The sequence below is a fragment of the Brevibacterium litoralis genome (assembly GCF_040212315.1).
GTDB lineage: Bacteria > Actinomycetota > Actinomycetes > Actinomycetales > Brevibacteriaceae > Brevibacterium > Brevibacterium litoralis.
Window position 1 is genome coordinate 42258 of sequence record NZ_JBDIUY010000025.1, and the last position, 15141, is coordinate 57398.

Annotated in this window: 10 protein-coding genes; 5 read left to right on the top strand and 5 right to left on the bottom strand. The window is 69.4% G+C overall.

Translation table 11 applies throughout. From position 1 onward, the window contains the following. Positions 1–120 precede the first annotated feature (120 nt). The 4 genes from AAD496_RS09220 (at position 121) to AAD496_RS09235 (ending at position 6460) form a co-directional block, all read left to right on the top strand. Positions 121–1323, top strand: coding sequence for an acetyl-CoA C-acyltransferase (locus AAD496_RS09220; RefSeq protein WP_349828381.1), 1203 nt, complete (start codon positions 121–123; stop codon positions 1321–1323). 185 nt (positions 1324–1508) lie between these two features. Beyond that, positions 1509–3191, top strand: a complete 1683-nt coding sequence (locus AAD496_RS09225; protein WP_349828382.1) for a class I adenylate-forming enzyme family protein — start codon at positions 1509–1511, stop codon at positions 3189–3191. Positions 3192–3375: 184 nt separating this feature from the next. Then, positions 3376–5043 carry a class I adenylate-forming enzyme family protein gene (locus tag AAD496_RS09230; protein WP_349828383.1) on the top strand — a complete coding sequence of 556 codons (1668 nt, stop codon included), beginning with the start codon at positions 3376–3378 and terminating at the stop codon, positions 5041–5043. Positions 5044–5146: 103 nt separating this feature from the next. Beyond that, the gene (locus AAD496_RS09235) at positions 5147–6460 is read left to right on the top strand and encodes an MATE family efflux transporter (protein WP_349828384.1); all 1314 of its coding nucleotides are present in this window, start codon (positions 5147–5149) and stop codon (positions 6458–6460) included. 255 nt (positions 6461–6715) lie between these two features. On the opposite strand, the gene AAD496_RS09240 is transcribed toward AAD496_RS09235, so the two are convergent. Beyond that, positions 6716–7177, bottom strand: coding sequence for a hypothetical protein (locus AAD496_RS09240; protein WP_349828385.1), 462 nt, complete (start codon positions 7175–7177; stop codon positions 6716–6718). A gap of 485 nt (positions 7178–7662) precedes the next feature. On the opposite strand from AAD496_RS09240, the gene AAD496_RS09245 reads away from it, so the two are divergent. After that, positions 7663–8301: a GNAT family N-acetyltransferase gene (locus AAD496_RS09245; RefSeq protein ID WP_349828387.1), complete on the top strand. Its 639-nt coding sequence runs from the start codon at positions 7663–7665 to the stop codon at positions 8299–8301. A 3-nt stretch (positions 8302–8304) separates the two neighbouring features. Here the strand turns inward: AAD496_RS09245 and AAD496_RS09250 are convergent, their stop codons facing one another. The 4 genes from AAD496_RS09250 to AAD496_RS09265 all read right to left on the bottom strand — a co-directional run bounded on the left by AAD496_RS09250 (position 8305) and on the right by AAD496_RS09265 (position 15136). Further along, positions 8305–12060 (bottom strand): hypothetical protein, encoded by a 3756-nt coding sequence (locus AAD496_RS09250; protein ID WP_349828389.1) that lies wholly within the window; start codon positions 12058–12060, stop codon positions 8305–8307. Between the two features lie 716 nt (positions 12061–12776). Next, positions 12777–13052, bottom strand: a complete 276-nt coding sequence (locus AAD496_RS09255) for a hypothetical protein (RefSeq protein ID WP_349828391.1) — start codon at positions 13050–13052, stop codon at positions 12777–12779. Positions 13053–13337: 285 nt separating this feature from the next. Beyond that, positions 13338–14627 carry a M1 family metallopeptidase gene (locus AAD496_RS09260; protein WP_349828392.1) on the bottom strand — a complete coding sequence of 430 codons (1290 nt, stop codon included), beginning with the start codon at positions 14625–14627 and terminating at the stop codon, positions 13338–13340. Between the two features lie 125 nt (positions 14628–14752). Then, positions 14753–15136 carry a nuclear transport factor 2-like protein gene (locus tag AAD496_RS09265; protein ID WP_349828393.1) on the bottom strand — a complete coding sequence of 128 codons (384 nt, stop codon included), beginning with the start codon at positions 15134–15136 and terminating at the stop codon, positions 14753–14755. Positions 15137–15141: the final 5 nt, after the last annotated feature.

Here is a 15141-nt window from a genome sequence, read left to right on the forward strand (position 1 = left end):
AGAACTGAACGAACGAACGGTCTCCCTCGGGTCCGCGGGACCGGTGGCGGATCCATTGTCGGATCCGTACGCCGGTGTCACGGACGCGAGGGCACGACCACACCAGAGAGGGTGGAACCCATGACCGATGCAGTCATCGTCTCCACGGCACGCACGCCGATCGGCAAGGCGTACCGCGGAGCCTTCAACAATACGCAGTCCCAGGAGCTCGCCGGCCACGCCATCAAGTCGGCCGTCGAGCGCGCCGGCATCGAGGGTGGCGAGGTGGACGACGTCGTCCTCGGCGCCGCGGTGCAGATGGGCGCCCAGAGCATGAACTTCGGCCGGCAGGCCGCGATGCGTGCGGGCCTGCCCGTCACCGTCGCCGGCCAGACGATCGACCGGCAGTGCGCCTCGGGCCTCATGGCCGTCTCGATCGCCGCCAAGGAGATCCTCGTCGACGGCATGGACATCGCCGTCGGTGGCGGTGCCGAGTCGATCTCGCTCGTGCAGAACGACAAGGCCAAGAGCACCTTCCGTGCCAAGGACCCGTGGCTGGATCAGAACCTCCCCGGCATCTACTACCCGATGCTCGGCACCGCCGAGGTCGTCGCCGAGCGTTACGGCATCAGCCGTGAGGCCCAGGACGAGTACGCCCTGACCTCGCAGCAGCGCACCGCCGCCGCGCAGGAGGCCGGGAAGTTCGACGACGAGATCGTGCCCTTCGAGTCGACCAAGCTCGTCTTCGACAAGGAGACGAAGGAGACCCACGAAGAGGTCGTCACCCTCACGAAGGACGAGGGCAACCGCCCCTCGACGAAGCTCGAGGGCCTGCAGAGCCTGGGCCCCGTCCTGGAGCCGGGTGTGTACTCGAAGGAGCCCTCGATCACGGCCGGCAACGCCAGCCAGCTGTCCGACGGTGCCTCCGCCCAGGTCCTCATGTCCTCGAAGGAGGCCGAGCGTCGCAACCTCGAGCCGCTGGGCATCTACCGCGGCATCGCCGTGGCCGGTTGCGAGCCGGACGAGATGGGCATCGGCCCGGTCTTCGCCGTGCCCAAGCTGCTCAAGCAGCACGGCCTGAGCGTCGACGACATCGACCTCTGGGAGCTCAACGAGGCCTTCGCCGTGCAGGCCCTGTACTGCCGCGACCGCCTGGGCATCGACCCGGAGAAGTACAACGTCAACGGAGGCGCGATCTCCATCGGCCACCCCTACGGCATGACCGGCTCGCGCTGCGTCGGCCACGCCCTCGTCGAGGGCAAGCGTCGCGGCGCCAAGTACGTCGTCGTGACGATGTGCATCGGCGGCGGCCAGGGCGCAGCGGGTCTCTTCGAGATCGTCTGACACACCCTGTTCCACCAGGAGCGGGGTGCGACACCCGCGGAACGGATCCGTCCTGCGGGTGTGGTGCCCCGCTCCCGCTGCATTCACACTGATACCCCACGGACATCGGATTCCGACCGAAACCGGTGTCCCGCATGACCACTTCCGCCACCCTCCCTGACACAACGACGTGAAGGAGACCCCTGATGAGCTGGTTCGACGAGCGCCCCTGGCTGAAGACCATCGCCGACGACGACCGCCTGTCCCGTGAGATCCCGGAGACGACGACGCTCCACCTGTTCGAGCGGGCGGTCGAGAACCACCCCGAGCGCCCCGCGATCCTCTACTACGGGTACACCCCCTCCTGGGCCGACCTCGACGCGCAGACCGACGCCTTCGCCGCCTATCTGCAGGACAAGGGTCTGCAGCGCGGTGACCGGATCGGCATCTACCTGCAGAACACCCCGCACTTCTTCGTCGCGGCCTTCGGCATCTGGAAGGCCGGCGGTACCGTCGTGCCGCTCAATCCCATGTACCGCGACGAGCTCGCCCACGTGCTCTCCGACTCCGGTGCGAAGGGCATCGTCGTGTCCGCGGCGGCCTTCGCCGACCGGGTGAAGGACTACACCGGTGACCTCTCCATCGTCGTGACCTGCAACGACAAGGACTACGCCGTCGAGCCCCCGCAGGCCGTCTTCGGCGTCTACCCCGACTCGATCCCGACCGGACACGACGACTTCAAGACGGTCGTCGAGGAGTACGCCGGCCGCGGCTACTCGCGCGTCGGGCGCGATCAGCCGGCCTTCACCCCGGACGACGAGGGCATCATCGGCTACACCTCGGGTACCTCGGGACTGTCGAAGGGTGCGAAGGTCACCCACCGCGGCCTCACCGTCAACGGCCAGATGCTCGGCATCAACCAGGACTTCGACGAGACCGCGGTCATCTACACCCTCGCCCCGGTCTTCCACATCACCGGTTTCGTCTGCCAGTTCCTCGCCGCGGTCGCGTGCGGTGCGGCCCTGTCGATGAACCACCGCTTCGAGCCGGCCAGCGCCCTGGAGACCTTCGAGCGCGACAAGCCGAACTACATGGCCGGTCCCTCGACGGCCTACATGGCGCTGCTCGCCCACCCGGACTTCTCGAGGGAGGCCTTCTCCTCCTTCACCTCGGTGATGTCCGGCGGCGCACCGCTGCCCGAGGCGATCGTGAAGAAGTTCGAGGAGCGCACCGGGCACTACATCGGCCAGGGCTACGGGCTCACCGAGACGACCGCCCAGATCGCCACCGTGCCGCTGGGCATGCGTGCCCCCGTCGACCCGGACTCCGGCAACCTCTCCTGCGGTCTGCCGCTCGCCTCCGTGATGATCCGCATCCGCGACGAGGACGGGAAGGAACTGGGCCCGCACGAGGTCGGCGAGATCTGCACCTCTGGCCCGCAGGTCGTCCCGGAGTACATCAACAACGCCGAGGCGACCGCCAAGGACATCCCGGACGGCGAGCTGCACACCGGTGACGTCGGCTTCATGGACGAGCAGGGCTGGGTGTTCATCGTCGACCGCAAGAAGGACATGATCAACGCCTCGGGCTTCAAGGTCTGGCCGCGTGAGGTCGAGGACGTCCTCTACACCCACCCGGCCGTCCTCGAGGCCGCCGTCGTCGGCGCCCCGGACGAGTACCGCGGCGAGAACGTCGTCGCCTTCGTCTCCCTCCAGGGGGACGCGAAGACCGACGGTTCCGTCACCGAGGCCGACATCGTCGAGTACTGCCGCAAGCACCTGGCCTCCTACAAGGCCCCGCGCGAGGTCCGCTTCGTCGACGCCCTGCCCAAGACCTCCTCGGGCAAGATCCTGCGTCGCGAGATGCGCGACGTCGCCGCGAAGGCCTGAGCGCCCCGGGTACCGGCACCGGAACCGACCGCGCCCGAGGCGCCCTGCTTCCCATGGGAAGTGCAGGGCGCCTCGGGCGCGGTCGTCGTTTCGACGTCCGACGGAAAGCAGCGGTACGATGGCCCGCGGCTCGTCGAACGATCGATCGACGGGTTCACGATGACGTGGAAGGAAACACACCTCGATGACGTGGTTCGACGAACGTCCCTGGCTCGCCACCGCCGGCAAGAGCGCGGACTCCCTGGTCCCGGTGCCGGAGAGCGCCACCCTGGAGCTGCTGGCCCGGAACGTCGACCAGTACCCCGACCGCACCGCCCTGCACTACTTCGGGTGGGAGGTGACCTGGGCCGAGCTCGACCGGATGGCCGACGCCTTCGCCGCGCACCTGCAGGATCAGGGCTTCGGGGCGGGCGGCCGCCTCGGGTTGTACCTGCAGAACGTCCCGCACTTCGTCGTGGCGACCTGGGGTGCCTGGAAGGCCGGGGGAGCGGTGGTGCCGCTCAATCCCATGTACAAGGACGAGCTCCTCCACGTCTTCGAGGACGCCGGTGTCACCGCGCTCGTCACCTCGGCGGCGCTGTACCTCAAGCAGTCGAAGCCCTATGCGGACACGCTGCCGCTCGTCTTCACCTGCCAGGAGCGCGACTGGGCCGTGGACCAGCCCGAGTCCGTGTTCGGCAAGTTCCCCGAGCACCTGCCGACCGGTCAGGCCGATTTCCGCACGGTCGTCGAGGAGAACCTGGGGCGGACCCCGGACCGGACGGCCGCGCAGGCCCTCACCGCCGACGACGTGGCGCTCATCGGGTACACCTCCGGGACCTCCGGTCGATCGAAGGGTGCGGGAGTCCTGCACCGCGGGCTCACCTCGAACGGGCGGCTCACGGCGCGCAACCAGCAGCTCGAGACCTCCGACGCGGTCTTCACCCTCGCCCCCGTCTTCCACATCACCGGGTTCTGCTCGCAGTTCATCACCTCGGCCGCGGCCGGTTCCACGCTCGTGATGAACTACCGGTTCGAACCGGGCACCGCCCTGCAGCTCTTCCGGGCCACACGGCCGGCCTTCATGGCCGGTCCGTCGACGGCCTACATGGCGATGCTCGCCCACCCGGACTTCGACGCCGACGCCTTCTCCTCCATCCGGTCGTGCATGTCCGGCGGTGCCGCGCTGCCGGCCTCCGTCGTCGAGCGGATCCGGGCGAAGACCGGCCGGTACGTCCGCCAGGGCTACGGTCTCACCGAGACGACCGCCCAGTGCGCCGTCGTGCCGATGAGCCTCGAAGCGCCCGTCGACGAGGCGAGCGGCAACCTCTCCTGCGGTCTGCCCCTGGAGACCGCCATGGTCCGGATCCGCGACGAGGAGGGCGTGGAGGTCGGCCCGAACGAGGTCGGCGAGATCTGCGTGTCCGGTCCGATGGTCATCCGGGAGTACCTCAACCTGCCCGAGGCGACCGTCGAGGACATCCCGGACGGCGAGCTGCGGACCGGTGACGTCGGGTTCATGGACGAGGCCGGTTGGCTGTTCATCGTCGACCGCAAGAAGGACATGATCAACGCCTCGGGCTTCAAGGTGTGGCCCCGTGAGGTCGAGGACATGCTCTACACCCTCCCCGAGGTCCTCGAAGCCGCCGTCGTCGGCATGCCCGACGAGTACCGGGGCGAGTCCGTCGTCGCGTTCATCACCCTGCGGCCCGGCACGGAACTCACGCCCGAGCAGGTCATCGAGTACTGCCGTAAGCACCTGGCCGCCTACAAGGCGCCGCACACCGTCGAGATCGTCGACGAACTGCCGAAGACGGCCTCGGGCAAGATCCTCCGCCGCGAGATGAAGAAGGTCGCCGAGGCGAAGAGCTGATCAGCGCACCTGCCCGAGCGGTCGTGCCGTCCGTGTGGACGTGCCGTCCGTGTGGACGGGCAGCCACCACGCACGAGGGTCCGGGGGACTACCCTGGACCCTCGTGCGTACTCTCGACCGTGACATCCTCCGCCTGGCCCTGCCGGCCCTCGGCGCGCTCGCCGCCGAACCCCTCTTCCTCATGGCGGACACCGCGATGGTCGGGCACCTGGGACCCGATGCACTCGCCGCCATGGCGATTGCCACGACGGTCGTCGGCACGGTCATGGGCTTCATGGTGTTCCTCGCCTATGCGACCACACCCCGGGTGGCCCGCCGGTTGGGTGCCGGTGACCTGCCCGGCGCGATCACGGCGGGTTTCTCCGGCATCTGGTTGGCACTGCTGACCGCGCTCGTGCTCATGGCCTGCGGGTTCCCGCTGCTGTCGACGGTGGTCGGCTGGTTCGGCACCTCGGGGCAGGTCGCCTCGCTCGCGCTCGGGTACCTGCACATCACGTGGTGGGGCCTGCCCGTCATGCTCGTCGTCGTCGCGGCGACCGGCCTGTTGCGCGGGATGCAGGACACGCGCACGCCCCTGTACGTGGCGGTCGGCGGGTTCGCGGTGAACATCGTGCTGAACGCGGTCTTCATCTACGGCGTCGGCATGGGCGTGGCCGGGTCCGCACTCGGTTCCGTCCTCGCGAACGCCGCCATGTGCACCGTCTACCTCGTCGTCGCCGGACGAGGCGCCAGCCGCAACTCCGCCTCCATCCGTCCCGACTGGGACGGGATCTGGGTCTCGGCCCGCGGTTCGGTGTGGCTGCTGCTGCGCTCGGCCGGTCTGCGCGGCTCGATCATCACACTCGTCGTCCTCACGACCGCGCTCGGCACCGTGCCGCTCGCCGCGATCCAGGTGATGCAGACGCTCTTCAACTCCCTGGCCATGTGCCTCGACGCGCTCGCGATCGCAGGACAGGCACTCATCGCCCTGCAGTTGGGCAGGAAGGACCGGGTGGCCGTCGGCCGGATCAACCGGCGTCTCATCGTGTGGGGTGTGGGATTCGGGGTCGTCGTCGGTGTCCTGCTGCTCGCGGTGTCCCCGTGGTTGGGGCGTCTGTTCTCCGGCGACGCCGAGGTGATCGCCCTCGTCACGCCGCTCGCGTGGATCCTCGCGCTCTCGATGCCCCTGGCCGGTTACGTATTCACCCTCGACGGCGTGCTGCTCGGGGCGGAGGACCAGAAGTACCTGGGTGTGGCGATGGTCCTGGCGATGGTGGCGTACGTGGGGTCGGTGTTGCTCCTGAGCATCTGGTGGCGCAACGCCTTCGTCCTGTGGGGCGCCTTCTGCCTGGGCTTCCTCGCCTTCCGCGGTATCGGCCTGGGCTGGCGCGTGCGTGACGACGGATGGATCCTCCGGGCGGAGCGGAAGGGGAGCTGAGGGGCGGGTTTCAGCTCCGGACCGGTGTTCAGCTCCGGGGTGCCGTCCGTTCCGGATGTCGCCGGCACCGGCGGGGTTCAGGTGCATCGAGTGTTCGCAGCCGTATCCGGTGTTCACGGATGACAGGTCGCGGGCGCCTGAAACGAGCATCTGCGACCAGTCGATGCGGCTGTGACCAGTGGGTGTGTGGCCGGAGTCGGGGCGCCTCGGCGGCGGGGCCCGGTTCCGGTCAAGATTCAGTTCCGGACGGGCGGTTCAGCTCCGGGCGTCCTCGACGACCTGTGGCAGGTCGTCCCACGGGATCGTCGCGGCCTGCTGGAACATGGTGAACTTCTCGGACCGGACCAGGAGGATGGTGCCGTCCTCGTTCTCGGCCATGACGCCCTGCGTGCTGATGATCGAGTGGGTGGGCGCGACGACGGGACCCGTTCCACTCGTGGTGTCCGAGTCGTGCCCCGGGCGTTCCCGTTCCTTCTCCTGATCGAGGAGGAAGAACACGTACTCGTCGCCCGTGTCGGCTTCCGGGGCCGCGAAGCCGGTGGGAATCACGATCTCCTCGTTCGCCGGGTCGATGTCGCCGGCGATCACTTCGGTCACGTGGAGGGGCGCGGCGTACTGGTCCCCGCACGGGTCGTCGTACTCCTTGCCGACGTCCTCCCGGTTGAGGAACGGCTCACCCACACAGGCACGGACGACCACGTCGACGCGTGCGGCCATCTCGGCGACGCTGTCGAACAGATACGCCTGCATAGCCGCCTGCCCGGTCGGGTCGTGTTCGACGGTCGCCGGCGGTTCACATGGGTATGCGTCCGGGTCCGGTGCGTCTGCGTTGGTCCCGGCATCCGTCCCACTGCCCGGTCCCCCATCCGACACACCAACATCGGACGACGCGGAGTCCGAGGTGGCGTGCTCGGCAGGAGGTGAGGGCGCCTCGGCGGCTGCGGTGACGGTTCCGCCTGCGGACCCGATCCCGGCTCTCCGTGAGCGGGCTCGTGTCGGGAGCGGGCGTGGATCGTGCGGGCCCATGAGGGCCACTGTCCTCCGGTCGGGGTGGGTCCGGGCGTCGTCGGCCGGACCTGGGCCTCCCAGGGTACGCCGCTGCGAGGCCTCGTGCAGGACCGCAGGTGAGCACGGGACGAAGTGGTGCGCACAGCGGCGGGCCCTCGGTGGGTGCGGTGTCGGACGCTGGGTATCCTTCTCCGGTGACCCGAATCGTTCCTTTCCCTGCAGCCGCCGGTACTTCCGGCACGGACCGTTCCATCGCCCCGGACACCGACACCACTCGTGGCACTGCCGGTTCGGGTGCCTCCGGCTGCGCTGACGGCGCTGACAGCGTTTCCGTTACGGACGACGCGATCCGTACGCGCACCGAGGACCTGCTGCCGTTCCTCGTCCACGCGATGAACTGGTCGCTCGACCGGCCGCACCGTGACGCAGCGGCGCTCGCCGACGATCCCGTGGCGTTCGGCCACGTCGCCGATTGGGGACGCGAGGGGGACCTCGGGGTGATCGGTCGGGCGGACGACCAGGTCCCCGCGGGTGTCGCAGAGGCGCACGGCGCCGCCTGGATGCGGCTGCCGGATGCAGACGTCCCGACCCGTGGTCTCGTCTCGGCGTCGATCCCGGAACTCATGGTCGCAGTGGCCCCGGACCACCAGGGCGAGGGGCTGGGGCGTCAGCTCGTCGCCGCGGCGCTGCAACTCGCGCGACTCGCCGGGCACGAGGCCGTGAGCGCCGCCGTCGACGAGTCCAACGGCGCGATCACCCTCTTCGAGGAGCTCGGCTTCACGAGCATCGGCCGCACCCCCGACGACGCGGTGCTCCTCCTCCGCCAGGTCTGAGGATCAGAACGGCGGGGATTCGTCGTCCCAGTACTGGGAGCGGCCCGCGTCGTCCGGCGGCGGACCCCACGACCAGTGCGGCAACCCTCGGACCCCGAACTCGGCATCGGCGTCGGCGCCGGCACTGGAAGTGGTGCCGGACGCGGAGCTGGCCTCGTCGGCGGTGCCGGAGGTTGTACCGGCATCATCGGCGGTGCGGGCCTGGTTGACGGTGCCGTCCGTGGACACACTCGCCCCGCCTACGGACCCACTCGTCCCGTCGGCCGGCCCCCTCGTGCCACCGACCACGTCACCACCCCGGCCAGTGGCAGAACCCGACCCGACCGTGGACGCACCCGTCGCCTCGTTCGCCCCGCCGGGACCGCGGGCGGACCCGCTCGCGCCGTCGAGGGACACACGTGTCCCATCAATGGATGCACCCGTCGCCGCGTGCGCCCCGCCGGGACCGTCGGTGGACCCACTCGTCCCGTCGGTGGGCACACTCGTCCCCTTGACTCTGGTATCCGTCCCACCCCCGGGCGACACGACAATATCGGCGTCCGACTCGGGGGCCGGCTCAGTTGCGGTGCCAGTGGCGAGGTCAGTGTCGGTAGTGGGGTCCGTACTGGTGGTGGGGTCAGCGTCGGTGTCGTTCCCGGGAACCGTGCCCTGCCCGGGGTTCTCGTCGTTGTCCGTGTCCAGGCCCAGGAAGTCGGGGCTGAGCATCGCGAAGGCATGCCGGACCTCACCGGGATGCTCCGGCGGGAACACGTCTACACTCCGCCCGTACGCCAACTCGAACACCCGGGCACCCGAGGCCTCGGCAGCCACTCCCAGCACGCCATCGGTCTTCGCCTGATGATGCATCTTGCACAGAGGATGCAGGTTCCCGAACACCGTCAACCCACCCCGGCCCGGATCAGCCTGACAGAACGGTTCGACATGGTCGATCTCGCACCGGTAGGCCGCCCGGGTACACCCGGGTACCGTGCACATCCCCCACCGGGCCCCGACCCCGACACGCACCTCGTCCGGGATCGCATACCGTCTGGCCCGCGCATCCAAGGGTGTGCCGGTCGCCGGATCCGTGAGGATCCGCGTCCACGTCCCACACCCCGACGCCAACAAGCGGGCCGTTTCCGCCGGGACCGGCGAGCCGTCCGGGAGCCGTCCCGGCAGCTCCGCCTGCCCCAACAGCGTCAAGGCCGGAACCGTCACGCTCACCTGTGCCTGCCGGGCGAGGAACCGATCCGAATCCGGTAGCCGCACCGTCACGAACCGCACCCCACCCGCATCCCCGGCATCACCACGGTCCTCACCGGCGGCCCCTGCCTCATCAGCAGCGTTCGGCGCAGTGACGGAACCCGGACTGTCGACCACACGTTCTGCCTCAGCAGTGCTGACGCCGCAGGACGCCGTGGTCTCCTCGACCTCGGGAACGTTGGTGGGGATGGTGCGGATGGTGGCTTCCGGGAACGAGTCCAAAGCGACATCCGCCCGTAACTGCTCCAGAGTCCGGTCCTCAGCGATCCGCCGGCCCTCGGGGACTTCGTCGAACATGTCCAGACCCCGATGGATCGCCCGCGCCAGACCATCCCACCGCCGATAGGCCGCATACACGCGCGTCAACTCACCGGTGATCGCCACCGTCGCCGACCCATCCCGATTCACCATGAAATCCAACCGCCGCTGCTCACAGGCGACCTCTGCCTTGTCCTCGACGGTCTGGAACGAATCGATCAACTCCTGCAAGGACTTCCGAAACGTCTCCAAAGACACGAGCGCCCGCCGCTGGGCCAGAAACCTATCGACCCGGGCAAGGACACCTGCCGGGAGGTTCTTGCACAGCTGCCCGGCACACTCCACGTGCGACAGCCGGAACTCACCGGCCCGGGCACGCGCGAAGAACTCCGGTAGCCCGTAGACGACCGTCACCGCCTCCCGCACCACCCGCCGCGTCCGACCCTCCGTGAGATACAGGGTCGCGGCGAGTGTCGTGTAGTCGAGGACCCCGACGTGTTCCTTCACCCAGGTCGACAACGACTGGGTGGCGTTTGCGGCCGGGAACTCCCGCACACCCGCCTCCGGCAGCGCCGCGGTCGCCTCGTCTGCGGTCTGTACTGCCTCCTGGACGGTCTCCGTGGCGGTCTTCAGTGCAGTGCGGGCCTGGTCGGTGGTGTGGATCGCGGCATGAATGTTCATCTCGGCGGTCCGCAGCAGGATCTCGGCTTCCACCTGCAGGCAGATGACCGCCTCGACGAGACTCTCGTCGGCAGGCACGTGCCAGGAGTCGATGGCCGCGGAGTGCCGGTCACCGGAGCGTGTCGTCGTCCGGGAGGGCTTGTGCACCGTCCACGACGATGCCGTGCCGCCACCCACCCCACCAGTGGTGGCGAGGTGCGCATCGGAATTCTCGACGGGCCCGTCAACCGCAGCGCTGTGCCCGGAGTCCACAGTGGTGGTGCCGCCGGTGCTCAAGCGCATCGTGTCCGGGTCGAACAGGCGCTCACCGGACCGCGGACCCACCCGACGCGTCACACACCCGCCCTCGGGAGCACCCACCATCGAGCCCGCCGCATCACCACCGTTCGGGGTCGTCGCAGTGTTCTCGCGAGGTTCGGGTCGGGACGTGGCGCGGAAGACCGACGTGACCTCGCAGGTCACGCGCCAAAGCGGGCCGGCACACGTGACGGGTGCGACCGTCTCGGCGAGTTCGGCGAGGAAATACTCCCGGACCGGCGGCGAGGCCTTACTGCCCGGTAGACACGTGTAGGAGGGCACGGCCGGTCGAACATGCACACCCGAACGACACACCGTCGACACCGGTGTGGTGACCGGCCGACGGCAGGCGGGGCAGACCAGCTTGTCGAGCAGACCCGTGACCCGATTCGCGAACCGCTCCCCGGCCGAGGCCACGACCACGGACGACTTCACCACCTGCCCCGTGGCAGCGCCGTCCCCACCTGCAACGGTTGTCGCGGCGACATCTGTGGCGCCAGCGGCATCGGTGGACTCGCTGTTCGCGGTGGAGTCGCCGGTCTCGTCCGCTTCGGTGGGAGACCCTGCAGGAGTCGCCGTGCCGGCACCCGCACCGGAGTCCGCACCCGGGTTCCCGAACCGGCCGAGCAGACCCGTCCGGACATAGTCGCGGGCCTGCTCGACCTCCTCCCAATACGCGGTCAGGAGTCGCTGCTCCCGAGCCTCGGCGGCATCCGCGGCCGTCTTCGCCTGCTCCATCACCTGCCCGGCCTCTTCCACGGCCTCCGCGGCCGCTGCCGCCCGGTCCCACCGGCCCAGGGTCTCGTGGATCGCCTCGACCTCACCGGACCACGCGGAGAGGTCCGCGGTCTCCTCACACCCGAGGACCGCCTGAGCCAACACGTACCCGGCGATCTTCCGCCACCGGACCATGCCCGCTTCGTCCGCCTCCACCAGATGCTCTTCCAACCCCTTCAGGCGGGCACGCCCGGCAGCACGCCCATCCAGCTCCCGGACAGGCTGTTCTGCCTCCACCGACTCGTCACCGGAAGTCTCCGAGTACTCGGGGCTGGCCACCCGGCTACTGGCAGCCTGCCCAGTACCTGTGGTCGTTGCACCGCCGGCCTGACCGGTGTCTGCGGTCGCCGTACCGTCGGTGTCGAGGTGGCCGTCGTCCCGGCTCATCTCCTCGACGTCCGATCCGCTCTCAGGAGGGGTCGCAGAGGCCGGGAACGCGTCGTCGGTCTGTGCGCGTGCAGGGGCCAGGTTTGTGGTCCAGATGCTCGGGTGTGTGGTCGTCATCGTCGTTCACCTCCTCGCCGTGCCTCGTGATCGGGGCCGGTCCACCGCTGCGTGGCGGTGCGTCCGCCGCGGCCGGTTCCGGCCTGGATTCGATTCGTGTTCCCATCGTCCAGGTGGCCTCGGACACACATCCTGCAGATCCGGGTCCAGAACGACGGGATTCCGGTTCCCGAGCACCTGGAAGCGGTGTATCCCCCGGTGAGGGGGATGCGAAAGTTTTTCGAGAATTTTCTGGTGGCCGGCCTCGCGACCGGTCGCACGGCATGTCGCACGGCCCGCGGCCACCCGAGGACCGGGGCCCCGAACTCCCGGAGCACGGGGCACGGGGCACGGACGACCGGGACGAGGGGGACCGGGTGGGTCACCGGTCACGGAGATCCGGGCGCCGAAGCCTCGATACAGGTAACCGGGGCACCTCGGAAGCCGATCGAGGGTCAGGAGAGGCCTTCCCGGACCGGGCGCCTCGGGAGCGTGGCAAGAGGCCTGGACGGACGTGGAAGCGCGCGGGCCGCTCGAACCGCACGGAAAGCTCGGAACGGGCGACGCTGCACGTTCAGCCGCCCGGCGGTGGACTCACGCGAGGGCGGGCGACCTCCGATGGTGGTCTCCGGGAACTCACCCGGGGTGGAGTGGTTCCGACGCCTGAATCGGCTCCGGCAATTGGGACCCGTGGTAGGTGCAGATCGTTGACGCCGAGAAGTCCACACGCCGAGGTGTTACTCCGCTGGTGAGGCTTCTGGATCGTCGGGTGCCCAGGTGATCGTCCAACCGTCGGTGCGTACGTCGGTGTCCGGGATCAAGTGCCGGATGGTTGTCACGCTGATGTGTGATTCGACGGCGACCACCTCGGGGGAGTAGCCCTGCATGAGTGCCTCGCGCAGGGCGTGTCGCAAGGTGTCCTCGGTGGCCGGAGTCGGGTCGGATTCGAATCCGATGGTGGCGCGGACGATCGACCGGAACGGCTCCTCGAACGTCATGGGGTCAGCGGGCATGCAGCTCACGCTACTTCTGCCCGTTCAGCCGCACCACGATCGAGCGCTCGTCGGGGGTGCAGAACGGGATGGCACTGCGGAACCTCACACGGCTCAGTGGGCGGAAGAACAGCAGCGCCGACCAGGTGCTGGGAAACCTGCGGTCACGCCCGATCAGGTGTTGGCAAAGCTGCGAGATCCGTCCGCCGCGAAACCGCAGATTCTTCAGCAGTTGATTCCCGGAACGCCGAACCGCGCAGTTCCCGGTACCTGTTCCCCTCGCCCTCACCCCTCCAGGGCAGGCCCTCACCCCTCCAGGTGGGAGCGCAGGAGGTCGCGGCCCTCGCTGCCGAGGTGCCGGAAGACGTGGGTCTGGAACGTGTCCGTCGTGACCGACCCGTGGCGGTGCTCGGTGGCCCAGTCGCGGAGGAGGGCGAAGAAGGCCGCGTCCCCGGCGAACCCCCGCAGGGCGTGCAGGGTGAGGGCACCGGCCTTGTAGACCCAGTCGTCGAACATCCGCTCGGCACCGGGGTCGACGAGCGGGGCGCCGGCTGGACGTCGCAGTCGGGCGCGGTGGAGGGTGGCGTGCTCCGCGGCCGGCTTCCGCCCGGAGGCCTCCGACCACAGCCACTCCGAATAGCAGGCGAACCCCTCGTTGAGCCAGATGTCCTGCCACCGCGTGGGCGTCACGGAGTTGCCGAACCACTGGTGCGCGAGCTCGTGCGCGACCAGACGTTCGGCCTCCCAGCCGGACCTGAAGTGGTTGGGCCCGAACACGGACAGCGGCTGGGACTCCAGCGGGATCTCCAGGTCGTCCTCGGTGACGACCGCACCGTAGGAGTCGAACGGGAACGGTCCGAACATGTCCGCGAAGACGCGCATCATCGCGTGCTGCCGGCCGAGTCCCTCCCGCAGACGCGGCCACATGACCGGCGGCACGGCCGCCCAGATCCGTACGGGTTCGCCGAGGGGGACCGGCTGCGGATCCGGCACGTCCTCGATCCGGTACTGGCCCACCTGGACGGTCGCGAGGTACGGGGCCATCGGCGACTCGGACTCCCACTCCCAGCGGGTCCGGCCGGCCTTCCGGCGGCGTGAGACCAGGCGCCCGTTCGACACGACGGTGTAGTCGCCGTCGACGGACACGGCGATCGAATGGGTCGCCTTGTCACCGGGGTGGTCGTTGCACGGGAACCACGTCCCCGCCCCGTCGGGCTGCCCTGCCACGAGCGCGCCGTCGGTGAGTTCCTCCCACCCGACGTCGCCCCACAGGCCCTCGTGCGGTTCGGGGACCCCGCCGTAGTCGATCGTGACGGTGAGCTCCTGCCCGGCGTCCAGACCTCCGGACGGACGCACCGTGAGCTGTCGGCCGGTGTGCGCGAACCCGGCCTTCTTCCCACCCACCCGGACCTTCGACACGCGCAGTCCCGAGAAATCGAACCGCAGCGCGTTCGTCCGGGTCAGGCCGGTCAGTCGGATCCTCGCCTGTCCGGTGAGCCGGTTGGGCCCCACACGGTAGTCGAGATCGAGGTCGTAGTGTTCCACGCGGAACGCGGGGTCACCCGTGCGCGTGTACGGTTCGAGAGCGGAGTTCACACCCCAGTCCTACCAGGAACGCGTTTCGCTCGCGTCACGACACCCCGCTGCCGAGGCGCCCCGACCTCGCCCTGTGACGTCCCGCGGTGCCCGTCCCGCGGTGCCCGTCCCACCATGCCCCGGGGTCATCCCGTGGACAGGCGGAGCCGGGCGAACTCCTCGGCCTTCACCGTGCGGAAGGTGCCCGCGAGGAACCAGAACGCGCGCACGCCGTCCGCGGTCCAGGAACCCCAGGCCGCGGCGTCCTTGCCGTGGGTCGCCACGCCGTCGACGTGGAGCGCCGTGAGCCGTGCGGGGACCCGCGCGCACAATGCGTCGACGACGGACTCCCGGCCCTCCGTCCCGGGAACACCGGGGTCGGTCGCATGGTCGAGGGTGCAGGTATCCGCCACTCGCGCGGCCAGGGCCGGACGATCGCCGCGGGCCAGCGCCACGACGAACTCGGCGACCGTCCGGTTCTTCGGGGAGTTCCCACAGGACTCCGTGCCGGTCACCCGAAGCGTGCTCATCGGTC